This window comes from Thauera sp. SDU_THAU2 (assembly GCF_038260575.1).
In the GTDB taxonomy this organism is placed as follows: Bacteria; Pseudomonadota; Gammaproteobacteria; order Burkholderiales; family Rhodocyclaceae; genus Thauera.
The window spans coordinates 3690357-3715526 of sequence record NZ_JBBWUN010000003.1; the positions used below are offsets into that span (position 1 = coordinate 3690357).

Here is a 25170-nt window from a genome sequence, read left to right on the forward strand (position 1 = left end):
CCGCTCGCCAGCCGCGCAGCGTTCAGAGCACGCCCGACTCGCGCAGGCGGGCGATTTCGCCGGCATCCAGCCCGAGCGTCGTCGCCAGCACCTCGTCGGTATGCTCGCCCAGCATCGGCGGCGGCAGGCGGTAGTCCACCGGCGTCGCCGACAGCCGCATCGGGCTGGCGACCAGCGGCACTTCGCCGGCCACCGGATGCGGCATCGTCACCTTCAGGCCGCGCGCCAACACCTGCGGATCGGCAAACACGTCGGCCAGGCTGTTGATCGGCCCGCAGGGCACGGCCCGGGCTTCGAGCGCGGCGACCCAGTCGGCCGTCGTGCGCTCGACCGTCAGCTTCTTCAGCATGGGGATCAGCACCGCGCGGTTCTCCACCCGGGCGCGATTGGTGGCGAAGCGCGCGTCCTCCGCCAGCGCCGGCTGGCCGGCTTCGGCGCAGAAGCGGGCGAACTGGCCGTCGTTGCCGACCGCCAGGATCATGTAGCCGTCGGCGGTGGGAAAGTCCTGGTAAGGCACGATGCTGGGGTGGGCATTGCCGAGCCGCGCGGGATTGCGCCCGGCGGCGAGGTAGTTCGAGGCCTGGTTGGCCAGGCAGGCGACCTGGACGTCGAGCAGGGCCATGTCGATGTGCTGGCCTTCGCCGCTGCGCTCGCGCCAGGCGAGCGCCGCCAGCACCGCGTTGGCGGCATACAGGCCGGTCAGGATGTCGGTCAGCGCGACGCCGACCTTCATCGGCCCGCCGCCGGGCTCGCCGTCCGGCAGCCCGGTCAGGCTCATCATGCCGCCCAGGCCCTGGATCAGGAAGTCGTAGCCGGCACGCGGCGCATAAGGCCCGTCCTGGCCGAAGCCGGTGATCGAGCAATACACCAGGCGCGGATTGACCGCCTTCAGGCTGGCGTAGTCCAGGCCGTACTGCTCGAGGCCGCCGACCTTGAAGTTCTCCAGCACCACGTCGGACTGCGCGGCGAGCGCCCGCACCAGTTGCTGGCCTTCCGGCCGGGTGATGTCGATGGTGACCGAGCGCTTGTTGCGGTTGGCGCACAGGTAGTAGGCCGCAATATCGGTATCGGCGCCCTGCCCGTCCTTCAGCCACGGCGGCCCCCAGCTGCGAGTGTCGTCGCCGGCACCCGGGCGTTCGACCTTGATGACGTCGGCGCCGAGATCGGCCAGCATCTGGCCGGCCCAGGGACCGGCGAGGATGCGCGAGAGATCGAGCACGCGGATGTGCGACAGGGCGCCGGCCATGGCTTGGCTCCTCAGTTGCTGAACGCGGCGATGCCGGTGATCGCGCGGCCGAGGATCAGCGCATGCACGTCGTGGGTGCCTTCGTAGGTGTTGACCACCTCCAGGTTGACCAGGTGGCGGGCGACGCAGAACTCGTCCGAGATGCCGTTGCCGCCCAGCATGTCGCGCGCCGTGCGGGCGATCTCCAGCGCCTTGCCGCAGCTGTTGCGCTTGATGATCGAGGTGATCTCCACCGGCGCGATGCCTTCGTCCTTCATGCGGCCCACGCGCAGCACGCTCTGCAGGCCCAGGGTGATTTCGCTCAGCATGTCGGCCAGCTTCTTCTGCACCAGTTGGTTGGCGGCGAGCGGACGGCCGAACTGCTTGCGGTCCAGGGTGTATTGGCGCGCGGTCTCGTAGCAGGCCTCGGCCGCGCCGAGCGCACCCCAGGCGATGCCGAAGCGGGCCGAGTTCAGGCAGGTGAAGGGGCCCTTGAGCCCGCGCACCTCGGGGAAGGCGTTCTCTTCCGGCACGAAGACCTCGTCCAGAACGATCTCGCCGGTGATCGAGGCGCGCAGGCCGACCTTGCCGTGGATCACCGGTGCCGACAGGCCCTTCCAGCCCTTTTCGAGGATGAAGCCGCGGATCTGGCCTTCGTCGTCCTTGGCCCAGACCACGAAAACGTCGGCGATCGGGCTGTTGGTGATCCACATCTTGTTGCCCGACAGGCTGTAGCCACCAGCGACCTTGCGCGCCCGGGTGATCATGCCGCCCGGGTCGGAGCCGAAATTGGGCTCGGTCAGGCCGAAGCAGCCCACCCATTCGCCGGTGGCAAGCTTGGGCAGATATTTCTGCTTTTGCGCCTCGGTACCGAATTCGTTGATCGGCACCATCACCAGCGAGCTCTGCACGCTCATCATCGAACGGTAGCCGGAATCGACGCGCTCGACTTCGCGCGCGATCAGGCCGTAGCAGACGTAGTTCATGCCGGCACCGCCATACTGCTCCGGAATGGTCGCGCCGAGCAGGCCGAGCTCGCCCATCTCGTTGAAGATGCTGCGGTCGGTGCGTTCATGGCGGAAGGCTTCCTGCACGCGCGGCAGCAGCTTCTCCTGGCAATAGGCATGGGCGCTGTCGCGCACCATGCGCTCGACCTCGCTCAATTGCTGGTCCAGCAGAAACGGATCATCCCGATTGAAGCTCGCCTTGTTCGATGCCATGCCTTCCTCCTCGCGGTCTGTAATGGGCAGAGTTTGTCGATCTGTGCCTGGTTCGCATCTTAGAAAGCACGGAGTGCGGATTCAAACGCTATTTCCGCAGTAATCTGTGCGCTTCACTCACTCCGTAGCCTTGCCATGCGCAAGAAGATCCCCAGCACCGCGGCATTGATGGCCTTCGAAGCAGCCGCCCGGCACGAGAGCTTCACCCGCGCCGCCGACGAACTGGCGCTGACCCAGAGCGCAATCTGCCGCCAGGTTGCCGGCCTGGAGGATTTCCTCGGCGTCGCGCTGTTCCGCCGCACCCGGCGCGGCGTGCAGCTGACCGAAGCCGGCATGCGCTATGCGCGCCAGCTCGCGCCGCGCCTGGACGCGATCGAGCGCGACACCCTGGCGGTGATGGCGCAGCATGGCAGCGGCAGCACCATCGAACTCGCGGTGGTGCCCACCTTCGCCACCCGCTGGCTGATGCCACGGCTGGCGGATTTCCGCGCCCGCCATCCCGAGGTGCAGATCAACATGAGCACCCAGACCCGACCCTTCCTGTTCGACCAGACCGAATTCGATGCCGCGATCTATTTCGGCGAGGCCGGCTGGCCGGGCACCGAGGCGCATTTCCTGATGCACGAGTTTCCGGTGCCGGTGTGCAGCCCCACGCTGTCGGGGGTACACGCTGAAATGGAGCCGGATGCCATCGCCGGCCTGCCGCTGCTGCAGCAGACCACCCGCCCCTACGCCTGGCGCCAGTGGTTCGAGGCCGCCGGCGTCAGCGCGCCGCGGGACATGGCCGGCATGCGCCTGGAGCTGTTCTCGATGCTCGCCCAGGCGGCGATCGAACGCATGGGCGTGGCGCTGATCCCGCCCTTCCTGATCGAGCAGGAACTGCGTGCCGGCCGGCTGATGATTCCCTGCGACCGCAGCTTTGCCAGCCAGCGCGCCTACTACCTGATCATGCCGGAGCACAAGGCGGAACGCCGCGACCTGGACGCCTTCCGCAACTGGCTGATCGAAAGCGCGACCGCCCCCTAGACACGCCTGACCGAACCGTCCCTTTGGAGCCGGGACCTGCCCACGCTCCCGGTAAGGTCTTGTTTTTTGCTGCATGGTGCACTGCGGTCGGCTAAAATGGCACGTTTCCCAGCAGCAGCCACCCCGGTACCCCGATGACCCAACGCCTGCGCGAAATTCCGTACAACTACACTTCGTTCTCGGATCGCGAGATCGTCATGCGCCTGCTCGGCAGCGAAGCCTGGGCGGTGCTCGACGAATTGCGCGCGGAGCGCGTCACCGGCCGCTCGGCGCGCATGCTGTACGAAGTCCTCGGCGACATCTGGGTGGTGCGCCGCAACCCCTATCTCGAGGACGACCTGCTCGACAGCCGCGAGCGGCGCGAGGCGCTGATCGGCGCGCTGAACCACCGCCTCAACGAGATCGAGAAGCGCCGCCAGGGCAACGACCGCGTGACCCTGCTGATCGCGCGCACCCGCGAGGCGATCGGCAGCTTCGAAAGCTGGTTCGACAGCACCGCGCGGCGGCGCAAGTCGGTGCTCAAGGCGCTGTCGCGCCACACCCGGCGCGACAACATCTGCTTCGACGGCCATGCCCGTGTGTCGCACGTCACCGACGCCACCGACTGGCGCGTCGAATACCCCTTCGTCGTGCTCTACCCCGACACCGAGGAAGAGATGGCGCCGCTGGTGCGCGAGTGCATCACGCTCGGCCTCACCATCATCCCGCGCGGCGGCGGCACCGGCTACACCGGCGGCGCGGTGCCGCTGGATGCCAACTCGGTGGTGATCAACACCGAGAAGCTGATCTCCATCGGCACAGTCGAGGACATGGTGCTGCCCGATGCCGAAGGCAAGCCGATGGATTCGCCCTACGCCACGATCCGCACCGGCGCCGGCGTCGTCACCGAGCGCGTGTCCGAAGCGGCATCGCTGGCCGGCCGCGTGTTCGCGGTCGACCCGACTTCGGCCAGCGCCTCCTGTGTGGGCGGCAACATCGCGATGAACGCCGGCGGCAAGAAGGCCGTGCTGTGGGGCACCGCGCTCGACAACCTGGCGTGGTGGAAGATGGTCACGCCGGACGGCAACTGGCTGGAAGTCGAGCGCCTCGACCACAACTTCGGCAAGATCCACGAGCAGCACATCGCGCGCTTCCGCCTGCGCCGCTTCGACGGCTTCACCTATGCGCCGCTGGGCGAGGAAGTGCTGTCGATGCCCGGCGCCCACTGCCGCAAGGACGGCCTGGGCAAGGACGTCACCGACAAGTTCCTCGGCGGCATCCCGGGCGTGCAGAAGGAAGGCACGGACGGCCTGATCGTCGCCGCGCGCTGGGTGCTGCACAAGATGCCGCCGATCACCCGCACCGTGTGCCTGGAGTTCTTCGGCCAGGTGCGCGAGGCGGTGCCGGCGATCGTCGAGATCACCGACTGGTTCAAGCCGGGCGGCGCCGGCAACCTCGCCGGCGTGCTGCTGGCCGGCCTCGAACATCTCGACGAGCGCTACGTGAAGGCGGTCGGCTATGCCACCAAGGCCAAGCGCCACGGCCGGCCGAAGATGGTGCTGATCGGCGACATCGTCGGCTTCGACGAGAACGCGGTGATGCAGGCCGCCTCCGAAGTCGTGCGCATGACCAACAGCCGCGGCGCCGAAGGCTTCATCGCCGTCAGCCCCGAGCAGCGCAAGCGCTTCTGGCTCGAACGCAGCCGCACCGCGGCGATCTCGCGCCACACCAACGCCTTCAAGATCAACGAGGACGTGGTCATCCCGCTGCCGCGCATGGGCGAGTACTGCGACGGCATCGAGCGCATCAACATCGAGCTGTCGCTGCAGAACAAGATCGAGCTATGCGACACGCTGGAAACCTTCCTGCGCGGCGAACTGCCGCTCGAGGTCAAGGACGAGATCGTCGACCGCGAGACGCTGATCGCCGACCACCGCGCCCAGGCGCTGGCCTACGTCGCCGCGGTGCGGCGGCGCTGGCAGTGGCTGCTCGACAACCTCGACCTGCCGCTGGCCGAAGCCGAGCCGCAGTTCGCCGACTACGGCATCGACGCCGGCGAGCTCAGCAACCGCGCCGCCGATCCGGTGCTGTTCCACCGCCTGCAGGACTACTCCATCCGGGTGTCGTGGAAGACCGAGCTGCGCCCGCTGCTCGAACAGGTCTTCGACGGCGCGCTGTTCGCCCGCATCCTGGCCCGCATCGCCGACATCCACCGCGAAGTGCTGCGCGGCCGCGTCTTCGTCGCGCTGCACATGCACGCCGGCGACGGCAACGTGCACACCAACCTGCCGGTCAACTCCGACCACTACGAGATGCTGCAGACCGCCAACCGCGCGGTCGACCGCATCATGGCGCTGGCGCGCAGCCTGGACGGCGTGATCTCGGGCGAGCACGGCATCGGCATCACCAAGCTCGACTACCTCACCGACGAGGAGATGGCGAGCTTCTGGGCCTACAAGCAAAAGGTCGACCCCGAGGGCCGCTTCAACCGCGGCAAGCTGATGCGCAAGGGGCCGATCAAGGGCAACCTCGACAACGCCTACACGCCCAGCTTCAACCTGATGGGGCACGAATCCATCATCATGGAGCAGACCGACGTCGGCGACATCGCCCACGACATCAAGGACTGCCTGCGCTGCGGCAAGTGCAAGCCGGTGTGCTCGACCCACGTGCCGCGCGCCAACCTGCTGTACAGCCCGCGCAACAAGATCCTGTCGACCTCGCTGCTGATCGAGGCCTTCCTGTACGAGGAACAGACCCGCCGCGGCGTGTCGCTGGCGCACTGGGCCGAGTTCGAGGACGTCGCCGACCACTGCACGATCTGCCACAAGTGCGAGAAGCCCTGTCCGGTGGACATCGACTTCGGCGACGTGTCGATCAAGATGCGCAACCTGCTGCGCAAGCAGGGCAAGAAGTCCTTCAACCCGGGCAAGGCGGCGGCGATGGCCTTCCTGACCATCAAGGATCCGGCGACGATCAAGGCGATGCGCGTCGGCATGATGGGCTGGGGCTACAAAGCCCAGCGCTGGGCACACGACATGGCGAAGAAGTTCGGCCTGATCCAGCCGCAGTTGAAGGCGCCGCCGGCGACGCTCGGCAAGCCGCCGGTCAAGGCCCAGGTGATCCATTTCATCAACAAGCCGATGCCCGGCAACCTGCCCAAGCGCACCAGCCGCGCGTTGCTCGACATCGAGGACGACAAGGTCATCCCGGTGATCCGCGACCCGCGCAAGGTCAACGGCCCGGAATACAACGGCGACGCCGTGTTCTACTTCCCCGGCTGCGGCTCCGAGCGCCTGTTCAGCCAGGTCGGCCTGGCCACCCAGGCCATGCTCTACCACGTCGGCGCCCAGACCGTGCTGCCGCCGGGCTACCTGTGCTGCGGCTACCCGCAGACCGCCGCCGGCGAAGACGAAAAGGGCCAGAAGATCACCACCGACAACCGCGTGCTGTTCCACCGCGTCGCCAACACGCTGAACTATCTCGACATCAAGACCGTGATCGTGTCCTGCGGCACCTGCATGGATCAGTTGCAGAAGTACGAGTTCGAGAAGATCTTCCCCGGCTGCCGGCTGCTCGACATCCACGAGTACCTGATGGAAAAGGGCGTCAAGCTCGACGGCGTGCAGGGCGTGAAGTACATGTACCACGAGCCCTGCCACACGCCGATGAAGGTGCATTCCGGCATCAAGGTGGCCAACGAGCTGATGGGCACGCGCGTCGACCTGTCCGACCGCTGCTGCGGCGAATCCGGCACGCTCGCGGTCGCCCGCCCCGACATCTCGACCCAGGTTCGCTTCCGCAAGCAGGAAGAGATCGAGAAGGGCGCGGCCAGGCTGCGCGAGGACGATCCCAACGCCCGCATCAAGCTGCTGACCTCCTGCCCGAGCTGCCTGCAGGGCATGCACCGCTACGCCAACGACGCCGGCGGCGTCGAGCCCGACTACATCGTGGTCGAACTCGCCCGCCACCTGCTCGGCGAAAACTGGCTGCCCGACTACGTCGGCAAGGCCAACAACGGCGGCATCGAGCGCGTGCTGCTGTAGGCGGAGGCGACGCAGCAAAACAAGGGCCGGGGTCTTGCGACCCCGGCCCTTTGCATTCGACTCCGCTACAACAAGGCTGGACGACCCGGCCATCGCGCCGGGCAGCGCAGCTTCAGCCTTCGGCAGCTTCGCTGGGGTGGGTGCGGTCCCACAGCGCACGCAGCGCTTCGCTCGCGGTCATGCGCAGGCGGTGGCGGACGATGCTGCTGACCTCGGTATCGCCCGGGTTGACCTCCACCGTCGGCACGCCGTCCTGCGCCGCCCATACGACGGGCCCGGCGATGTAGGGAAAGACGCTGGTGGTGCCGATCGAGACCACCAGATCGAGCCCCTGCTGCAGCACGTGCTCGAGGCGCTCCAGCGCACGCTGCGGCAGTTGCTCGCCGAACAGCACGATGTCCGGCCGCATGATGCCGCCGCAGCGCGGGCATTCGGGCGGAATCTGCAGCCCTGCATAGTCGGCCACCCGGCGCGCATTCATGCAGTCGTCGCAGCGCAGGCGGTGCACCGTGCCGTGCATCTCGATCAAGTTGCGCGAGCCGGCATCGGCATGCAGGCCATCGACGTTCTGCGTCAGCACGCAGACCATCGGCTTTTCCTGCTCGAGCGCGGCGATCAGGCGGTGCGCGGTATTGGGGCGGGCGCCGCGGCAGTTGGCTTCGATCTCGGCGATGTATTTCCACGAGACCTCGGGCCGCAGCGCCATCATCTCGCCCGACAGCGCCTCCTCGATCGTCAGCCCTTCGGCCGTCAGGCGCTCGTGGTACAGGCCGCCGATGCCGCGGTAGGTGGGCAGGCCGGAGTCGGCCGAGATGCCTGCGCCGGTGATGAAGAGAATGCGCTGCGCCCGGGCCAGCAGCGCGGCGACGCGGTCCAGTTCGGGATCCGGATAATCACGGTACATGGCTCGAGGAACTCAATGCTCCCTGGGCTGCGAGGCGGAAGAGGCCGGCGAGGTCAGCTCGATGTAGCGCTGCCGGTCTTCGTCGAAGCGGTCGAGTATCGCCGAACGCTCGCGCATCTTGGCATCGATCACGCTGCGCTGGGCGACGATCTCGCTGTCCAGGCTGCGGATGTTCTCCTCGACCACCGGATCGGCCTTGCCCTCGCCGGCCTGGGCAGCCTCCTGGATCAGTTCGTGCTGGCGCTCGATCAGTTCGGCCTCGCGCTGGCGCAGGATCTGGATGGATTTGTCCAGCGAACCGATTTCCCGGTCGCGCCGCTCGTCGAGATGCTCCAGGCTGCGATAGGTTTCGAGCAGGGCCTCGTCCATGCGCAGCTGCTTCAGGCGGGCCGCCTCCTGGGCGCGGCGCTCCCGTTCCAGCGCATTGCGCCGGGCGATTTCCTCGGTGGTCAAGGGTGCCGGCACGATGCGGCGCACGGTCCCCGATGGGTTCATCTCGCGATAGGCTCGGCCGTAGCACACCGGCGGCAGGATGTCGCCGCAGACCGGCTGGCTGCCGACGTCGCAGCAATAGATCACGCGCCCGCCTTGCGCCTGGGCCAGCGCCCCATCGGCCGCCATCAGCGCCGCAGCGGCCAGCACGCCCGCCAGCACGCCCCTGCCGGACGACTGCTCAGTTCGACGCAATGCCATATTGTTCGCGGTAGGCCTGCACTGCGCCCAGGTTCGCCGCAAGCTCGGGACTGTCGGCCAGGTAGGCGATCAGGTCTTCGAGCGTCGCCACCGCGATCACCGGAATGCCGAACTGCTCGCGTACTTCCTGCACCGCCGACAGCGCCCCCTTGCCGCGCTCCATGCGATCGAGGGCGATCACCACGCCCGCCGGCGTCGCGCCCGCGGCACGAATGATCTCCACCGACTCGCGCACCGAAGTGCCGGCCGAGATCACGTCGTCGAGGATCAGCACGCCGCCCTTCAGCGGCGCGCCGATCAGGGTGCCGCCTTCGCCATGGTCCTTGGCTTCCTTGCGGTTGAAGGCGAAAGGCAGGTCGATGCCTTCTTCGGCGAGGCGGATCGCCGTGCCGGCGACCAGCGGGATGCCCTTGTAGGCCGGGCCGAAGAGCATGTCGCAGGCCACGCCCGAAGCACGGATCGCCCGCGCGTAATAGCCGCACAGTTCGCGGAAGGAGGCACCGTCGTCGAACAGACCGGCATTGAAGAAATACGGCGAGTTGCGCCCCGCCTTGGTCACGAAGGCGCCGAAGCGCAGCACCCCCTTGCGACAGGCAAGCGCGATGAAATCCCGGCTAAAATCCACGGCTGTCCGGCTGCTGTGCAGCATTTCTGGAAAGCATCCATGTTACGCATCATCTCCCTCAACCTCAACGGCATCCGCTCCGCAGTCACCAAGGGTTACCTGGACTGGCTGCCCCGCCAGCAGGCCGACATCGTCTGCATGCAGGAGCTGAAGGCGCAGGCCGGCGACCTGAGCCCGGACATGCGCGCGCCGGCAGGCATGAAGGGCTGGTTCCATCACGCCGAGAAGAAGGGCTACAGCGGCGTCGGCATCTACAGCCGCATCGAGCCGGACCGCGTCGTCGAAGGCCTGGGCATCGCCGACATCGACGCCGAGGGCCGTTTCCTGCAGCTCGATTTCGGCAAGCTCTCGGTAGTGTCGCTGTACCTGCCGTCGGGCTCCAGCTCGGAAGAGCGGCTGCAGATCAAGTTCGGCTTCATGGACCGGTTCCTGCCGCACATGGCCGCGCTCGCCGCCAGCGGACAGGAAGTCGTGGTGTGCGGCGACTGGAACATCGCCCACCGCGAGATCGACCTGAAGAACTGGAAATCGAACCAGAAGAACTCGGGCTTCCTGCCCGAGGAGCGCGCCTGGCTCAGCCGCCTGTTCGACGAGCAGGGCTGGATCGACGTCTATCGCCGGCTGCATCCCGAGGCCACCGACGCCTGTTACACGTGGTGGTCGAACCGCGGCCAGGCCTGGGCGAAGAACGTCGGCTGGCGGCTGGACTACCAGATCGCCACGCCCGGCGTCGCCGCCACGGCGCAAAGTACCGCCGTCTACAAGGAGCAGCGCTTCTCCGACCACGCGCCGCTGACTGTCGACTACGACTGGGCGCCGTAGGGCGCACCGTTTCAGCGGCGGCGCGCGACCACGAGCTGGTAGAGGCCGCCGAAGCGGGTCTCCTTGTGCCACTCGAAGTCGCCCGCCTCGTCGGCGAGCGTCTCCAGCGGCACGTCGAGCAGGGATTCGGCGAAGGGCTCGAGCCAGCGGAACACGCCCGCCATCACCGGCGCCAGCGGATGCCAGGCGCGCGGCCGGTGGTAATCGACGAACACCGCGCGGCCGCCGGGCTTCACCGCCGCGAGCAGGTTGGCGACGATGCGCCGCCGCTCGGCCTCGGGTACTTCGTGGAGCAGGAAGAAACAGCACACGGCGTCATGGCGCGTGGGCAGGGGATCGACGAGGTCGGCCACTTCGGCGTCGGCCTGCGGCAGGCCGGCGAGCTTGCGCCGCACGTTGTCGATCTGGATCGGCGCCACGTCGCGGATCGACAGGCGCCCCTGCGGGCCGACGCGCCGCGCCAGCATCGGCGAGAAATCGCCATACACGCAGGCGGCCTGCAAGACGTGCTCGCCCGGCGCGAACTGCGCCGCCGCCCAGCGCATCAGGCGGCCGGCGTTGCCCCACAGGATCGCCGACACCACCGGCGCCCGGTCCAGCCAGGGCATGGTGCGCGGGCTCAGGTAAGCCCAGGTATAGGTACGGCTCAAGTATTCCGGCAGTTTCGCGCCGGACGCTTTGGCGCCGGCAAGCGGCACGGATTCGGTACGTATGCTCATCGGACAGGAGAAAGGGGTCGCTGCCTGACTGGTCGCCGCAGCACGCGCATGGCGTAGCCGGGCAATGCCGCCAGACTGTTGGTGTTCCCTGGACTATACGCGTTTTTTGCGCCGCACAAACCCTCTCCCTCCAGCACTGGCGCCCACTTCAGTGCCTGCTCTCATATTTGTTACCGGCTGCTGCATTGCCTTCGCATCCCGGCAGCGTTAGCCTGTTGCTGGGCGCGCAGAAGCGCGATCATTCATGACGGATGAACAAGGAGAGATACCATGGCCAAAGCTGCAATCCCCTCGAAAGACAAGCTCGTCGATGATCTCAAGGCCATCATCACCGACGCCGAGGATCTGCTTGCCCTGACCGCCGACCAGACCGGCGACAAGCTGGGCGACCTGCGCGGCCGCATCACCGAACGCCTCGCCGCGGCCAAGGACAAGCTGTCCGACGCCGAAGCCGCGCTGATCGATTCGAGCAAGAAAGCCGCCCGCGCCACCGACGACTACGTACATGAGCACCCCTGGCAGTCGCTGGGCGTCGCTGCCGGCGTCGCCTTCCTGCTCGGCCTGCTCGCCAGCCGCCGCTGACACCGAAGATGGAGCAGGCCCGCAAGCCGCGCCTGGCCGGGCGCCTGCGCGGCATCGCCGATGCCGCGCTGCAGACGCTGCAGACGCGGCTCGAACTGCTGGCGCTCGAGGCGCAGGAAGAAAAACTGCGCCTCACCCGCCTCGCGATCAACATCGTGCTGTGCGGGCTGCTGCTGGGCTTCGGCCTGGTCTTCCTGATGGTGTTCCTGACCGTGCTGTTCTGGGAGGAGTACCGCCTGCTCGCACTCGGCCTGTCGACCGCGATCTGCCTCGGCGGCGCACTATTCACCGCGACCAACGTGGCGCGCGAATTCAAGCAGGGCAGCCGGCTGTTCGCGACCAGTCTCGCCGAACTCGCCCGCGACCGGGATGCCCTGCGCGCGCCCGACGACGACAACTGAACGGCTTTCCGCCATGGACCCGCGACTCGTCGACATCGCCCTGCGCAAGCAGCGCCTGCAGCTTCGCGCCGAGGCCCAGCGCGAAGACATGACGGCACGCCTGGCCGGCATCGAAGCCGGCCTGTCGCGCCTCGATGCCGTGCGCGACCAGTTGTCGTGGGCGAAGGAAAAAGTGCCGCTGCTGTCGGTCGGTCTGATCACCGTGCTGCTGTTCAAGCCACGCCTCACCTTGCGCCTGGCCCGGCGCGCCTGGCTGGGCTGGCTGCTGCTGCGCCAGGCGCGCGGCAGCCGTCTGCTGCCGTTCGCCGTCCCGGTGCTGCGGCGCCTGCTGCGCTCGCTGAAGCGCGCGCTGTCGGCCTGAACGGCGCCATCGCTCGCCGCCGGCCGGCGGCCTCATTGCCCGAAAGAAAGGCTCGCCGCGGTACGCCTCAGATCAGTCGTGGCGGGTGCCGAAGATCTTGTCGCCCGCATCGCCGAGCCCGGGAATGATGTAGCCCTGCTCATCCAGGTGGCTGTCGATGCTGGCCGTGAAGATGTCGACATCCGGATGCCGCGTGTTCATCAGCGCGATGCCCTCGGGCGCCGCCACCAATACCAGCGCGCGAACCTGCCTGCAGCCCTTGCGCTTGAGCATATCGACCGTCGCCGCCATCGAGCCGCCGGTGGCCAGCATCGGGTCGATGATCAGCGCCATCCGCTCGTCGAGCTGGCCGACGAATTTCTCGAAGTAGGGCACCGGCTGCAGGGTTTCCTCGTCGCGCGCGATGCCGGCCACGCTGACCTTGGCGCTCGGCACCATGTCGAGCACCCCGTCGAGCATCCCCAGTCCCGCGCGCAGGATGGGCACCACGGTGACTTTCTTGCCCTTGATGCGCTCGATCCGGACCGGTCCCGCCCAGCCCTGGATCTCGACCGTTTCCAGCGGGAAATCCTTGCAGGCCTCGTAAGCCAGTAGCCGTGCGATTTCGGCCGTGAGTTCGCGGAATTTCTTGGTGCTGATATCGCCTTCGCGCATCAGGCCGATCTTGTGACGCACGAGCGGGTGGCGGATTTCGTGGATGGGCATGGCGGCTCCGGGCAGCAGGGCAAAGATCCGCTTCTTTTACCGCGCCGCCGAAGCACACACAAGGACACGCGGCACCAGATGCGGCCGAGACCGGCGGCGCCTCCGGTTCGGCGCTAGAATGACGAGCCCGAACATTCCCCGGCACGACCCCGCGGCCCATCGACATGCAAGCAGATCTGGAAGAAATCAAACGCGCCCGCGAGGAAGCGGACTGTCTCGCCGACGGCGCCACCGTGGAAGCGGCGCTCGACCGCATGGCAGCGGAGATCACCGCGCGCCTGGCCGATCGCAATCCGCTGGTCTATACGGTGATGAACGGCGGCCTCATCCTCGCCGGGCGCATCCTACCGCGCCTGCTGTTCCCGCTCGAAGTCGCCTACCTGCACGCCACCCGCTACGGCCATGCGCTGCAGGGCACCCAGCTCGACTGGCGCGTGCGCCCGACCCAGGACCTGCGCGGCCGCAGCGTGCTGGTGCTGGACGACATCCTCGACGAAGGCCACACGCTGAAGGCCATCATCGAGCACCTGAAGGAAGAAGGCGCCACCGAAGTGCTGTCCGCGGTGCTGGTGCACAAGCTGCACGAGCGCAAGGCCAGCCCCGGCATGCGTGCCGATTTCAGCGGCCTCGACGTCGCCGACCGCTTCCTGTTCGGCTGCGGCATGGACTACAAGGGCTACTGGCGCAACGCGCCGGGCATCTACGCCGTCAAAGGCCTGTAAGACCGACCCTGACCACCAGGAGAATCGCCATGCTCTACACCTTCAAGTCTTCCGCCAGCGCCGACGTGCTGATGCTGGGCGACTCGGCGAAGAAGCTCATCGCCATCATGGGCAAGGACGCTGCCGACAGCCAGGGCATCGTCACGGTCGAACAGTTGCCGGAGGCGATCGTCCGCCTGCGCACCGCGATCGAGGAAGACCGCGCGCGCCAGGCCGAGCTCGAACGCCAGCGCACCGAACAGGATGTTGCCGCCGACCGCGAAGCCGGCCGCACCGGCATGGCGGCGCCGGTCGGGCTCGCACAGCGCGCCTGGCCGCTGCTCGACATGCTCGAAACCGCGCAGAAGGAAGCAGTGCCGGTAACCTGGGGAGCTTGAGCCGGCGCGCGTGCGGTACCGCGGCATCAGACCCGCTGCCCGCAGCGGGTGCAGAAAACCTGGCCAGGCGCAATCCGGTGGCCGCAGGCGACGCAGAACTGCGGCCGCGCGGGTGTAGGCGGCGCGGCGGGCGCCACCAAGGCCTCGATCGCTGCTGCCAGACGCTTGACGCCGTCGGCGAAGTAGGGCTCGGGCGGGATGATCACGGCATTGATCGAGGGCAGCGCCGCGAGCGAGGCCGGCAAGTCCTCGCGCGCGGGCATCCTGGCCTGCTTGACGAGCACCGGCACCAGCGGCAGCGCCAGGCCGAGCGCAGTCTCGAGCTCGAAGCGCACCGGATCGTCGACCTGATCGAGGCGGCGGCGACCCTGGCGATCGGTGGCCTCGGCCCACTGCGGGCCGATGATCGCCACCATCGCATGCGCGACCCGGATCGTCTCCTCGACCTTGCGCACGAAGTCCATGCCGGCCGGGATCGAATCGACGTCGCGGAAGATCGCGTGTTCGCCGAAGCACATGCCGAGCCGGTCGCGGATGCGGCCGGTGATGTGCTCGGTGTCGTCGCGGCGGTAGGACAGGAAGATCATCGGCTCGGCGCTCGCCTGCAGGCGCGGCGGAGGCGTGCTGCGGTCCGCGGCCGCGGAGCCGGCGCCGACCGCAGGCGCCTCGGCCACTTCGGTGCCAACGACGCTCAGGTAGAAATAGTCGCCCGGCGACAGCATCGAGCCGAACGCTGCACCCAGCCCGCGCAAGGACAGGCCACTCTGGCCGAGCAAGGGCGCTCTTTCGCCGCATTCCAGGCGCACGGTCTGGCCCGCGCGCAATTCGAGCATCAGCGGCGGGCTCTTGTAGAAATCCATCTCCACGCCGATCTCGTGGGCGCCGACCGGCAAGGCATAGCGCCGCGTAGCACCCGCTTCGAGGCTGTCCACCTTGCGGCCGTCGATGAGCACGCCGTAGCTGCGCAGCACGTTCACCGCCGCGCGCGGGCGGGTGAGTTCAATGGCGGCCAGCGGGGCACTCACGAGTCCGGGCTCCTCAATACTGCTCGGTACCGAGCAAAAAGTAGAAAACGGTGATGCCGAGGCCGACGAAGAACCAGGTCTTGCCGAGCGCCAGCTTCTCCGGCGACTCGGCGCGCATCCAGTAATACAGCCCCATGCCCATGCCGACGATCGGGAACACCACGCTGGCGGCGATCACGCCCCACTTGAGTCCCGGCGAGACAGCGGGGCCGGCGCGGCTGAGATCGACGATGCGCACAGGCTCGCCAGGCGCGACAGGGCGTCCCGGCGCCGGCGGGGGCTCGGGCGCAGGTTCGCCGACGGCTGCGCCGCAATGGCCGCAGAAACGTGCGCCCGCCTCGTTCTCCTTACCGCACTGGGGGCAGAACATGATGGCATCCTCCGCGCTGGGGTCGGTTCCAGTATAGCCAAGGAAGCCGGTTCGTGAGCCGGTGCGCAGCCAGGCGATCGGGCGCCGGGTGCCCGCTGGAGCGCCGCGCTCGCCTGCCCCGCCGGATTGCGGAGGTCAATCGCCGCCGCAGTCAGTCGCCACCGCAGTCAATTACCACAACTCGCAGCGAGCCAGCGCGCCGCGGTTTCGACGTCGAGATCGCCTTGCGTGGAGCGCATCGTCACCCGCGTGGTGAAGCGCTCGGGGCTGTCGACCTGGGCCCTGAACCGACCGGTCGCGTCCGGCCCGGTACACTTCAGCGTGCCGGTGACCGTATTGCCGGCCTTCGCGACATCGCTCAGCGTGCAGTTGCCTTCCACCTTGCCCGAATAGATCGTGTCCTGGCGCGCCTGCTCGGGCGTGATGCAAGTACGGACGGAACCGTCCTGGCCAAGGCTCACGCCGCGCTGCGCCATCTCCTGTTCGAGCATGCGGCGGGTTTCGGCGGGCAGGAGCTTGAGCTGCTGCTGCAGTTGGGCCATCTGCGACGACATGTCGGGCAGGCCGCCCAGGCTCAGGTGGGTGGAACGGAACTCCCACAGGCCGGGGCGGATGTCGTCGACCGCGTGGGCGGGGAGCGAAAGGCCGGCCAGGGCCAGCACGAATGCGGCGGATGCAGCGGGGCGACGGGAGAGCATGAACGGTGTCCTGTGGTGTGGGCTCGGTTATGGGCCGCAGACGATCGAAACGATGGAATTATCTCCGGCAGGGGCAGCGCGTTCCATGCACGCGCACCTTCCGTTGGTGAGCAAAGTTGTCCGCCGAAGCGCTCCACGCCGGCGGCCACTGCCGGACCGGTCCTGGTCGCTGCCGGCCGCGTTGGGCGTATTCTCCCGGACTCGCCCGATCGACGACTTCCTGCACAGGCTGCGAGCCCTGCGCCGCCGCCCGTGCGGCACGACAACCCTGAACACGCCGAAGATGCCCGACGCCACCTCCGCCCCGCTCCACCGCCTCCACGCCGACATCGACGCACGTGTCGCGGCCATCCGTCAATCCCATCCCGACTGGCAGTGCGCGCGCGGCTGCGCCACCTGTTGCCGGCAGTTGGCCGATGTCCCGCGGCTGAGCGCGGCCGAATGGGCCTTGCTGAAACAAGGCCTCGCCACCCTGCCGCCGTCGCGCCTGGCCGGGATCGGCGACAAACTCGCCCGGCTTGCCGCCGCGCCCTCACGCCCCATCGTGTGCCCGATGCTGGACGAAATCGAAGGCGCCTGTCCGGTCTACGCCCAGCGCCCGGTCGCCTGCCGGACTTACGGCTTCTACGTCCAGCGCGAACTCGGCCTGTATTGCGGCGGCATCGAGCAACGCGCCGCCGGTGGCGAACTGGCCGACGTGGTGTGGGGCAACCACGACGCTGTCGACCACGCCCTCGGCGCGCTCGGCGAACTGCGGCCGCTGACGGAATGGTTTGCGCGGGACACGCCAGGGGTCGAGGATGCCGGGCAAAACGTGCCGGGTTCCTCCGCCAAGACCTGACCGACAGGATCGCCACTTCCGGAAGCCGCCGCTGCGCGAGGGCCTCCCCGGACCGGAACCTCCCTTCGCGGCCGGGCGGCAGCCCGCAGCCGGTCGCCCGCAGCCGGCCGCCGGGAACCGCCAGCTCAACCTGCGACCAGCATGCCCTGGCGCTCGATGAAGCCGATGATCTCGACCAGCCCCTGCCCCGTCTTCTGATTGGAGAAGACGAAGGGGCGCGGGCCGCGCATCTTGCACGCGTCCCGTTCCATGACGTCCAGCGATGCGCCCACCAGCGGCGCGAGGTCGATCTTGTTGATGACCAGCAGGTCGCTGCGGGTGATGCCCGGCCCGCCCTTGCGCGGGATCTTGTCGCCGGCGGAAACGTCGATGACGTAGATCGTCAGGTCGGACAGTTCCGGCGAGAAGGTCGCCGCCAGATTGTCGCCGCCGGATTCGACGAAGATGATGTCCAGCCCCGGAAAACGGGCATTGAGGCGATCCACCGCCTCCAGGTTGATCGAGGCGTCCTCGCGGATCGCAGTATGCGGACAGCCGCCGGTCTCGACGCCGATGATGCGCTCCGGCGCCAGCGCCTCGTTGCGCACCAGGAACTGGGCGTCCTCGGCGGTGTAGATGTCGTTGGTGACGACGGCGATGTCGTACTTGTCGCGCAGCGTCAGGCACAGCGCCAGCGTCAGCGCGGTCTTGCCCGAACCGACCGGGCCGCCGATGCCGACGCGCAAGGGGCCGCGCCGATTGGGGACATGCATGTTCATGATCTGAAAAGCCTCGTGTATTGGGTTTCATGCCGACTGCTGGCGATCGCCAGGCCGGGGGTGTAGTTGCTCCAGCGCGCCTCGGGCAGGCACAGCGCCACCTCCACCAGCGGCACGATGCGCTCGCCCAGCGCGGCGAGCAGGCGCTGGCCGGCGCTCTGACCCAGCGGCACGCATTTCACCGCCGCCATCACCTGGTTCTCGGCCCAGGCCCACAGGTAGGCGGCCAGCGCCTGCGCGGCCGGCACCTGCCAGGCCGCGGCCGCCGCCGACCAGGCGGTCGGGAAGGCCGGCGTGTCGATGGCGAGCAGGCGTTCGCGCCAGCCGGGCAGCGTCGCGAAGGCATCGAGCTCGGCCAGCAGGCGCACCAGCGACCAGCCCATCTGCACGGTTTCGGCGCGCAGTTCGGCGCTCTCGCGGCTGGCGAGGAAATCGTCGTTGAGACGCACGACCTCGGCATCGTCGCCCCGCGCCCAGGCACCGATCTGGCAGGCCAGCAGCGGCGCCTCGAAACGCGCCAGGCTCCATTCGAGCAGGTCGCCGATCCATGCCGCGGCATCCGCCTCCTTGCTCACGACACCGCTTTCCACCGCCCATTCCAGGCCTTGCGAATAGGTGTAGGCACCCACCGGCAGCGCCGGACTGCTCAATTGCAGCAGGCGCAGCAGCGGCAGCAGGCCGCCGTTCAGCAGCGGACCGGCGGACATGTCCACGCTCAACGCCCCGCCATCATATGGATGCGTGCGCCGCTGCCGTCGCCGGGATGCTGGTGGCCGTGGGCGTAGGCGCCGGCTTCGGGTTCGAACGGCGCATCCAGTTTCACCAGTTGCGCGCCCAGGCCGGCAAGCATGCCTTCGAGCACATGGTCGGCCTGGATGCGCAGCCAGTCGCCGCCGGCGTCGCTGCCGACCTGCACCGCGACGTGGCGGTTGCCGAGGTGGTAGGCCGCACGCGCGAGTTCGACCGGCGAGGCGCAGCGGGCTTCGATCAGTTCTTCCGGCGCGGCGCGGACTTCGACGATGCGGCCGTCCCTGGCCTGCAGCTTCTGCCCGCCGCGCAGGATGGTGCCGCGCGGCAGGAACAGCCCGGCCTCGGCGCCCGACACCAGCTTCGCGCGCAGCCGGCTCTTGGTGCGGTAGTTGAAGTCGAGTTCGAGCACCTCGGCCGCCGCTTCGCTGCCTTCGTAAAGCGATTCGATCAGCAGCACCGCGGCGGTTTCGGCCGGGGTATCGTTGGCCGGCGCACCGGAGTCTGGAGTCAGGGTCGTCGTCATGGCTGGATTCAGAACAGGAAATAGCGCTGCGCCATCGGCAGCGTGTCCGCCGGCTCGCACACCAGGTGCTCGCCATCGGCGCGGACGACATAGGTTTCGGGATCGACGTCGATCTCCGGCGTGGCGTCGTTGAGCACCATGTCGCGCTTCTGCACCGTGCGGCAGCCTTTGACCGCGACCAGCGGCTTGCCCAGGCCGAGCGCCGCCACCGCCGGATTGGCCAGCGCGGCCTGCGACACGAAGGTCACCGACGTCGCCAGCGCCTTGCCGAAGGCGCCGAACATCGGCCGGTAATGCACCGGCTGCGGCGTCGGGATCGAGGCATTGGGGTCGCCCATCGCCGCCGCCGCGATCATGCCGCCTTTCAGCACCAGGCTCGGCTTGACGCCGAAGAAAGCCGGCCGCCACAGCACCAGGTCGGCTAGCTTGCCTTCCTCGATCGAGCCGACGACGTGTCCGATGCCGTGCGTGATCGCCGGGTTGATGGTGTATTTGGCGATGTAGCGGCGCACGCGGAAGTTGTCGTTGCCGCGGCCCTCGTCCTCCGGCAGGGCGCCACGCTGCAGCTTCATCTTGTGCGCGGTCTGCCAGGTGCGGATCACCACTTCGCCGACCCGGCCCATCGCCTGCGAATCCGACGACATCATCGAGAACGCGCCGGTGTCGTGCAGGATGTCCTCGGCGGCGATGGTCTCGCGCCGGATGCGCGACTCGGCGAACGCGACGTCCTCGGCGATCGCCGGGTCGAGGTGGTGGCACACCATCAGCATGTCGAGATGCTCGTCGATGGTGTTGACCGTGTAGGGACGCGTCGGGTTGGTGGACGACGGCAGCACGTTCGGACGGCTGATCGCCTTGATGATATCCGGCGCATGGCCGCCGCCCGCACCTTCGGTATGGAAGGTGTGGATGGTGCGATCCTTGAACGCCGCCAGCGTGGTCTCGACGAAGCCGGACTCGTTGAGCGTGTCGGAGTGGATCGCCACCTGCACGTCCATCTCGTCGGCCACCGTCAGGCAGTTGTCGATCGCCGCCGGCGTCGTGCCCCAGTCCTCGTGCAGCTTCAGGCCGATCGCACCGGCCACCACCTGCTCCTTCAGCGGTGCCGGCAGGCTGGCGTTGCCCTTGCCGAAGAAGCCCATGTTCATCGGAAAGGCATCGGCCGCTTCGAGCATGCGATGGATGTGCCACGGCCCCGGCGTGCAGGTGGTGGCGAAAGTGCCGGTCGCCGGCCCGGTGCCGCCGCCCAGCATGGTGGTGACGCCGCTGGTCAGCGCCTCCTCGATCTGCTGCGGGCAGATCCAGTGGATGTGGCTGTCGATGCCGCCGGCGGTCAGGATCATGCCTTCGCCGGCGATGACCTCGGTACCGGCACCGACCGGAATCGTCACCCCCGGCTGGATGTCCGGGTTGCCGCCCTTGCCGATGCGCCAGATGCGCCCGTCCTTGAGGCCGACGTCGGCCTTGACGATGCCGGTCACCGCATCGACGATCAGCGCATTGGTGATGAGGGTGTCGGCGACGCTGGCCGACACGTCCTGGCCCTGGCCCATGCCGTCGCGGATCACCTTGCCGCCGCCGAACTTCACCTCCTCGCCGTAGATCGTCCAGTCCTTCTCGACCTCGATCACGAGCTCGGTGTCCGCCAGCCGCACGCGGTCGCCCACCGTCGGGCCGAACATTTCCGCGTAGGCGCGGCGCGAGATCTTCGCCATCACAGCGCTCCCATCACCTGGCCGTTGAAGCCATACACCTCACGCTCGCCGGCCAGCGCCACCAGCTCGACGGTGCGCGACTGCCCCGGCTCGAAACGCACCGCCGTTCCCGCCGCGATGTTCAGCCGAAAGCCGCGCGCCGCCGCGCGGTCGAAGGCCAGCGCCTCATTGGTCTCGGCGAAGTGGTAGTGCGAACCGACCTGGATCGGGCGGTCGCCGGTATTGCTCACCGCCAGGCTCAGCGTGGCACGGCCGGTATTGAGCTCGATGTCGCCGTCGGCGACGAAGAATTCTCCGGGGATCATCGTCTTCTCCTCACACGATCGGTTCATGCACGGTCACCAGCTTGGTACCGTCCGGAAACGTCGCTTCGACCTGGATGTCCGGGATCATCTCCGGCACCCCTTCCATCACGTCCTCGCGTGCCAGCAGTGTCGCGCCGTAGCTCATCAGCTCGGCCACCGTGCGCCCATCCCGCGCACCTTCCAGGATCGCGCAGGTGATCAAGGCCACGGCCTCCGGGTAATTCAGCTTCAAGCCCCGTGCGCGCCGCCGCTCGGCCAGCAGGCCGGCGGTGAAGATCAGCAGCTTGTCCTTCTCGCGTGGCGTCAGTTCCATCGTCCTCTCCGCGGCGCCCGGCGCCGCCTGCAACACAATTGATCAGGTATTCCAGATGCGCGGGGGCTGCGCCGCCCGCCCCGCCACCACCGGCCGCGCCGCCGCCCACAGGCGCGCGAACCACGCCCGCCCCGGCTCGCAGACCGGCCCCAGCCAGCGCGCCAGCAGCAGGCCGGGCAGCAGCGTCACCGCGCCCTGACCCGCCTCGGCTTCGATGCCGCGCCAGCATTCGAGCAATGCACCATCACAGTGCGGCGAGGCGACGACGAAGCTGCCGCCGACCGGCTTCCCCTGCATGCCCACCGCCGCGCCGAGCAAGGCGCTGCCGCCCGCCAGCACACCACGTTCGAGCCACAGCGGACGGCCGTCGCGCTCGATCCGGGTGCGCATCGCCAGTTCGCCATGGTTGAAGCGCTCGCCGGACGCGGTGCGCCCGAAGCACAGCATCTCGCTGCCGACGAAGCAGGCGTCGCCATGCAGGCGCACTGCGGTGGACAGCTCACCCAGCGCGCTATCGAAGACGATGCTCTCCTGCGGCAACCATTCGCAGACGCCGCCGGCAGCGACTTCGATGCGCTGCGCCAGCAAGCCCGTCTGCCCCCCGCTGCGGTACCACTTGCCCGCGCCTGGGGTAGTCACCAGCACATGCGCGCCCGGACCGACGTCGAGATGAACGCTCAGGCGGTCGCCGCCCGCAATTCCCGCCGGCGGATGCACCAAAATGGTGTGGCATACCGCCTCTCCTTCGGGATACAGCGGCCGCTGCACCACCAGCGGTCCGACATGTTCGCGGCGCGCCAGCACCGTCCGCCCGCCGCGCCGCGCATAGCCAAGGCGCAATTCGGCCCGCCAGCCGCGGCCGGCGGGCTGCTCGGCCAGGGCATGGGTTTCGGGCGTGCTTACGGCGTTCATGCCGGACGATAAGCAAACGGCGTTCCAGCACTGGCAGGACGGCCGTATCTGCTTGTCGATCAAGGAAATTTCAGCACCACTCCAGCACCGGAACGGTCGATGGCAGGAAGTCGGACGGTCTGCGGCCGAAGACTTGCACCATCTCGGTGCATGAACTCGATCGGCGCCGCGAGGCAAGGCCGCCAAGTGCATCGAACCTGCTGCCGTGTCCCAAGCGCGCAGGCCGAAGCCACAGCGGCCGGCGCCCTGCCCTAGGGCGTTTCGCCGCCCTGCGCTTTCCTCATCAGCACCACGTCCTTGCACGGCACTTCGCACAGCCAGCCGAAACGGTCCGCCAGCCAGCGGAAGCTCGCCTCGCGGTAGAACACCACGTGCGTCGGATCGCGGCGGTAATGCCAGCCGGCGAAGCGGACATCGTCGGTCTGGAAGCAGGTCATCACCGCCAGCCAGCCGCCGGGCCGCAGCAAGCCGTCGAGGCGGGCGAATTCGGCTGCCGGATCATGGAAATGCTCCGCGACCTCGGTGCAGGTGATGAAGTCGTAGCTTCGCGCCAGCGCGGCGGCATCCGGCGCGAAGAAGGGGTCGTACAGCGCCACCGCATGTCCGGCTGCGCGCAGCATGCCGGCCAGTGCCGGGCCGGGGCCGCAGCCGTAGTCCAGCCCCTCGCTCGCCGGCGCCAGCCGGGCCAGCAGCGGCGTGGCCAGGCGGCCGAGAAAGCGGCGATAGGCTGGATCGGCGGCATCGTTGCAGTGCAGTTCGTACTCCGCCCGCTCGGCCGCCGCCGGCGGGCGCTGCGCGGGCAGCAGGAAAGTCGCCTCGCAGCTTCCGCAGCGCAGGTAATCCCGCCCTTCGACGCGCATGAAAGAGCGCACGTCGGCGCCGCGACACACCGGGCAGACGGCAGATGCCGGCGGAGAGGCGTCAGCCCTTGCGCTGCCGGGCACGCCTGGCCGCCGACAAGGTGGTGATCGCGACGCCGGCCAGCACCGCCGCGCCCGCCAGCCAGCGCTCCGCGCCCAGGTGCTCGCCGAGCATCATCATGCCGAGCAGGGCACTGAGCACCGGCACGCTCAGTTGCACCGAACCGGCGGCGATCGCAGTCATCCGCACCCGGACCCAGTACCACACCGCATAACCCAGCCCCGACATCACGGCGCCGGACAGCAGCGCGTAGGCGACGCCAACACCATCCATCCGGATGGCGTCGCGCTGCAGGAACATCAGGCCGAGCGCCAGCGGCAAAGCCCAGATGAAGCTGCTGGCGGTGTTGCCCACCGGCGTGTCCTGGCTGAAGCGCCCGAGCAGCGAGAAGCCGCCCCAGGCGATGCCGGCGATCGTCATCAGCCCGGCGGGCAGCAATGCCGGCGCCGACGCGCCCGGCGCCAGGAAAGCCACCAGGCCGGCGAGTGCCAGCAGCACGCCCGGCAGGCTGGCACGCTCGCCGCGGGCATAGCCGTAGGCAATCATCGTCAGTTGCGCGCTGGCGAACAGCAGCAGCGCCCCCGCACCGGTGTCGATGCCGCGGTAGGCAAAGGAAAAAGCCACCGCATAGATGAACAGCAGCACGGCGGACGGCCAGGATTTCTGCAGCGACGGCAGCCTGAGGCGCTGGAACAGCACGATCAGCGCCAGCATCGCCGCCCCCGAGGCGAGACGGACGACGATGAAGGATGTCGGGTCGATGGATGTCGTCTGCAAGGCCAGCCGGGTGAGCAGCGAGTTGGCCGCAAAGGCCAGCATGGTGGCGGCCGTCAGCAGGACGATGAGCAAGCCATGCCTTTCCGCCCCGGCGGCATCCTGCGATGCCGCGGTCTCGTTTCCATTCATCGATGATGTCTCCTCAAAGCGGGCGGCCCCGGAGGACTGCCTCATGTCGGCGACCTCGCCCGCCGGCCTCGTCCTGCGGCCGCGGTACCGATCGTCCGGCGAAGTTCGGGATACGGCGCTCAGCCCGGCGGCGGCCGCTCATGAGGCCGCGCGGATTCATCCACACCCGCGATGCGCAGCAGGATGCCGGCGTCGAAACGGCCATCGCCTTGCAGCACCCAATCGACGAAGCTCGCCCCTTCCATCTGGCTGAGAAGCTGGTGCGCACGGGTCCTGGTGTCGATGCCCGAAGGGATCTCGCTGCGCTTCACGCCCTCGTCCAGCACCTTCGTCAACCAGTCGATCTGGAGCTGGAAGAAACGCCGGGTCAGCACCTGCAGCCGCTCCGGCAGCACGGCCATCTCTGCCGCCAGCGCGCCGCACAGCGGCAACTGGCCCTCCTGCTTGCCAACCTTGAACACACCGGCAAAAGCCTCCAGGCGATCCGCAACCGCAGCGAATTCGGCCTCGATGCCGGCGAAGGTCTGCACGACGCCTTCGACATAGGCCTCCACCACCGCCACACCCAGATCCTCCTTGGTGGGAAAGTGGTAGTGGATGCTTGCCTTGCGGATGCCGATCGCCTGCGCAAGGTCGGCATAACTGAAGGCCGCATAGCCCTTGGACCGCAGCAGCGACTCGGCCGTCTGCAGCAGGGATTCGCGGGTGCCGGGAGCGCTCATCGGA

General features: G+C 68.3%; 29 protein-coding genes. 9 read left to right on the forward strand and 20 right to left on the reverse strand.

What is annotated here, in order from left to right:
* Positions 1-22: 22 nt before the first annotated feature.
* Together AAFL97_RS19020 and AAFL97_RS19025 are read right to left on the reverse strand one after the other, a co-directional pair.
* A complete protein-coding gene (locus AAFL97_RS19020; RefSeq protein ID WP_341646249.1) occupies positions 23-1246 on the reverse strand; it encodes a CaiB/BaiF CoA transferase family protein in 1224 nt (407 codons plus the stop codon).
* A gap of 11 nt (positions 1247-1257) precedes the next feature.
* Positions 1258-2445, reverse strand: a complete 1188-nt coding sequence (locus AAFL97_RS19025; RefSeq protein WP_341646250.1) for an acyl-CoA dehydrogenase — start codon at positions 2443-2445, stop codon at positions 1258-1260.
* 135 nt (positions 2446-2580) lie between these two features.
* On the opposite strand from AAFL97_RS19025, the gene AAFL97_RS19030 reads away from it, so the two are divergent.
* Together AAFL97_RS19030 and AAFL97_RS19035 are read left to right on the forward strand one after the other, a co-directional pair.
* Positions 2581-3471 carry a LysR family transcriptional regulator gene (locus AAFL97_RS19030; protein WP_341646251.1) on the forward strand — a complete coding sequence of 297 codons (891 nt, stop codon included), beginning with the start codon at positions 2581-2583 and terminating at the stop codon, positions 3469-3471.
* Positions 3472-3605: 134 nt separating this feature from the next.
* Complete coding sequence (locus AAFL97_RS19035; protein WP_341646252.1) at positions 3606-7496, forward strand: DUF3683 domain-containing protein; 3891 nt, start codon at positions 3606-3608, stop codon at positions 7494-7496.
* 112 nt (positions 7497-7608) lie between these two features.
* Here AAFL97_RS19035 and AAFL97_RS19040 read toward each other — a convergent pair whose 3' ends face one another.
* Genes AAFL97_RS19040 through pyrE form a run of 3 tightly spaced genes read right to left on the reverse strand, consistent with a single transcriptional unit; the run spans position 7609 to position 9718 of the window.
* The gene (locus tag AAFL97_RS19040; protein WP_341646253.1) at positions 7609-8400 is read right to left on the reverse strand and encodes an NAD-dependent deacylase; all 792 of its coding nucleotides are present in this window, start codon (positions 8398-8400) and stop codon (positions 7609-7611) included.
* 12 nt (positions 8401-8412) lie between these two features.
* A complete protein-coding gene (locus AAFL97_RS19045) occupies positions 8413-9093 on the reverse strand; it encodes a hypothetical protein (protein ID WP_341646254.1) in 681 nt (226 codons plus the stop codon).
* Entirely contained in the window at positions 9074-9718 is a 645-nt protein-coding gene (gene pyrE, locus AAFL97_RS19050) for an orotate phosphoribosyltransferase (protein WP_341646255.1), read from the reverse strand. The genes AAFL97_RS19045 and pyrE overlap by 20 nt, the downstream gene beginning before the upstream one ends.
* A 39-nt stretch (positions 9719-9757) precedes the next feature.
* On the opposite strand from pyrE, the gene AAFL97_RS19055 reads away from it, so the two are divergent.
* Positions 9758-10540: an exodeoxyribonuclease III gene (locus tag AAFL97_RS19055; RefSeq protein WP_341646256.1), complete on the forward strand. Its 783-nt coding sequence runs from the start codon at positions 9758-9760 to the stop codon at positions 10538-10540.
* 11 nt (positions 10541-10551) lie between these two features.
* Here AAFL97_RS19055 and rquA read toward each other — a convergent pair whose 3' ends face one another.
* A complete protein-coding gene (gene rquA / locus AAFL97_RS19060; RefSeq protein ID WP_341646257.1) occupies positions 10552-11259 on the reverse strand; it encodes a rhodoquinone biosynthesis methyltransferase RquA in 708 nt (235 codons plus the stop codon).
* 270 nt (positions 11260-11529) lie between these two features.
* On the opposite strand from rquA, the gene AAFL97_RS19065 reads away from it, so the two are divergent.
* Genes AAFL97_RS19065 through AAFL97_RS19075 form a run of 3 tightly spaced genes read left to right on the forward strand, consistent with a single transcriptional unit; the run spans position 11530 to position 12603 of the window.
* Positions 11530-11841, forward strand: a complete 312-nt coding sequence (locus AAFL97_RS19065) for a DUF883 family protein (protein ID WP_263460578.1) — start codon at positions 11530-11532, stop codon at positions 11839-11841.
* Positions 11842-11849: 8 nt separating this feature from the next.
* The gene (locus tag AAFL97_RS19070) at positions 11850-12242 is read left to right on the forward strand and encodes a phage holin family protein (RefSeq protein WP_341646258.1); all 393 of its coding nucleotides are present in this window, start codon (positions 11850-11852) and stop codon (positions 12240-12242) included.
* Positions 12243-12255: 13 nt separating this feature from the next.
* Positions 12256-12603 (forward strand): YqjK-like family protein, encoded by a 348-nt coding sequence (locus AAFL97_RS19075; RefSeq protein WP_341646259.1) that lies wholly within the window; start codon positions 12256-12258, stop codon positions 12601-12603.
* Positions 12604-12675: 72 nt separating this feature from the next.
* On the opposite strand, the gene upp is transcribed toward AAFL97_RS19075, so the two are convergent.
* Positions 12676-13308: a uracil phosphoribosyltransferase gene (gene upp / locus AAFL97_RS19080; protein ID WP_341646260.1), complete on the reverse strand. Its 633-nt coding sequence runs from the start codon at positions 13306-13308 to the stop codon at positions 12676-12678.
* 164 nt (positions 13309-13472) lie between these two features.
* Here upp and AAFL97_RS19085 point away from each other — a divergent pair, with 164 nt between their 5' ends.
* Together AAFL97_RS19085 and AAFL97_RS19090 are read left to right on the forward strand one after the other, a co-directional pair.
* On the forward strand, positions 13473-14030 hold the full coding sequence (locus AAFL97_RS19085; RefSeq protein WP_341646261.1) for a hypoxanthine-guanine phosphoribosyltransferase: 558 nt from the start codon (positions 13473-13475) through the stop codon (positions 14028-14030).
* Between the two features lie 29 nt (positions 14031-14059).
* The gene (locus tag AAFL97_RS19090; RefSeq protein WP_341646262.1) at positions 14060-14407 is read left to right on the forward strand and encodes a DUF1840 domain-containing protein; all 348 of its coding nucleotides are present in this window, start codon (positions 14060-14062) and stop codon (positions 14405-14407) included.
* A 26-nt stretch (positions 14408-14433) separates the two neighbouring features.
* On the opposite strand, the gene AAFL97_RS19095 is transcribed toward AAFL97_RS19090, so the two are convergent.
* From AAFL97_RS19095 to AAFL97_RS19105, 3 genes are all read right to left on the reverse strand, one after another.
* Positions 14434-15432, reverse strand: coding sequence for a TIR domain-containing protein (locus tag AAFL97_RS19095; protein ID WP_341646263.1), 999 nt, complete (start codon positions 15430-15432; stop codon positions 14434-14436).
* 13 nt (positions 15433-15445) lie between these two features.
* Positions 15446-15802, reverse strand: a complete 357-nt coding sequence (locus AAFL97_RS19100; RefSeq protein WP_341646264.1) for a zinc ribbon domain-containing protein — start codon at positions 15800-15802, stop codon at positions 15446-15448.
* A 167-nt stretch (positions 15803-15969) separates the two neighbouring features.
* A complete protein-coding gene (locus AAFL97_RS19105) occupies positions 15970-16500 on the reverse strand; it encodes a DUF3617 domain-containing protein (RefSeq protein WP_341646265.1) in 531 nt (176 codons plus the stop codon).
* A 283-nt stretch (positions 16501-16783) separates the two neighbouring features.
* On the opposite strand from AAFL97_RS19105, the gene AAFL97_RS19110 reads away from it, so the two are divergent.
* Positions 16784-17341 carry a YkgJ family cysteine cluster protein gene (locus AAFL97_RS19110; protein ID WP_341646266.1) on the forward strand — a complete coding sequence of 186 codons (558 nt, stop codon included), beginning with the start codon at positions 16784-16786 and terminating at the stop codon, positions 17339-17341.
* 125 nt (positions 17342-17466) lie between these two features.
* On the opposite strand, the gene ureG is transcribed toward AAFL97_RS19110, so the two are convergent.
* The 10 genes from ureG to AAFL97_RS19160 all read right to left on the reverse strand — a co-directional run bounded on the left by ureG (position 17467) and on the right by AAFL97_RS19160 (position 25166).
* On the reverse strand, positions 17467-18099 hold the full coding sequence (gene ureG, locus AAFL97_RS19115) for an urease accessory protein UreG (protein WP_263460568.1): 633 nt from the start codon (positions 18097-18099) through the stop codon (positions 17467-17469).
* Positions 18096-18806: an urease accessory protein UreF gene (locus AAFL97_RS19120; protein ID WP_341646267.1), complete on the reverse strand. Its 711-nt coding sequence runs from the start codon at positions 18804-18806 to the stop codon at positions 18096-18098. The genes ureG and AAFL97_RS19120 overlap by 4 nt, the downstream gene beginning before the upstream one ends.
* Before the next feature lie 8 nt (positions 18807-18814).
* Positions 18815-19372: an urease accessory protein UreE gene (gene ureE, locus AAFL97_RS19125; RefSeq protein ID WP_341646268.1), complete on the reverse strand. Its 558-nt coding sequence runs from the start codon at positions 19370-19372 to the stop codon at positions 18815-18817.
* A gap of 8 nt (positions 19373-19380) precedes the next feature.
* Complete coding sequence (ureC, locus tag AAFL97_RS19130) at positions 19381-21087, reverse strand: urease subunit alpha (protein WP_341646269.1); 1707 nt, start codon at positions 21085-21087, stop codon at positions 19381-19383.
* Complete coding sequence (locus AAFL97_RS19135) at positions 21087-21392, reverse strand: urease subunit beta (RefSeq protein WP_341646270.1); 306 nt, start codon at positions 21390-21392, stop codon at positions 21087-21089. Before AAFL97_RS19135 ends, ureC begins: the two co-directional genes overlap by 1 nt.
* Positions 21393-21402: 10 nt before the next feature.
* The gene (ureA, locus tag AAFL97_RS19140) at positions 21403-21705 is read right to left on the reverse strand and encodes an urease subunit gamma (protein WP_341646271.1); all 303 of its coding nucleotides are present in this window, start codon (positions 21703-21705) and stop codon (positions 21403-21405) included.
* A 42-nt stretch (positions 21706-21747) separates the two neighbouring features.
* Entirely contained in the window at positions 21748-22617 is an 870-nt protein-coding gene (locus AAFL97_RS19145) for an urease accessory protein UreD (protein WP_341646272.1), read from the reverse strand.
* A 251-nt stretch (positions 22618-22868) separates the two neighbouring features.
* Positions 22869-23489: a class I SAM-dependent methyltransferase gene (locus AAFL97_RS19150; protein WP_341646273.1), complete on the reverse strand. Its 621-nt coding sequence runs from the start codon at positions 23487-23489 to the stop codon at positions 22869-22871.
* 49 nt (positions 23490-23538) lie between these two features.
* Positions 23539-24444: a DMT family transporter gene (locus AAFL97_RS19155; RefSeq protein ID WP_341646274.1), complete on the reverse strand. Its 906-nt coding sequence runs from the start codon at positions 24442-24444 to the stop codon at positions 23539-23541.
* 119 nt (positions 24445-24563) lie between these two features.
* Positions 24564-25166 (reverse strand): TetR/AcrR family transcriptional regulator, encoded by a 603-nt coding sequence (locus AAFL97_RS19160; RefSeq protein WP_341646275.1) that lies wholly within the window; start codon positions 25164-25166, stop codon positions 24564-24566.
* Between the last annotated feature and the right edge of the window lie 4 nt (positions 25167-25170).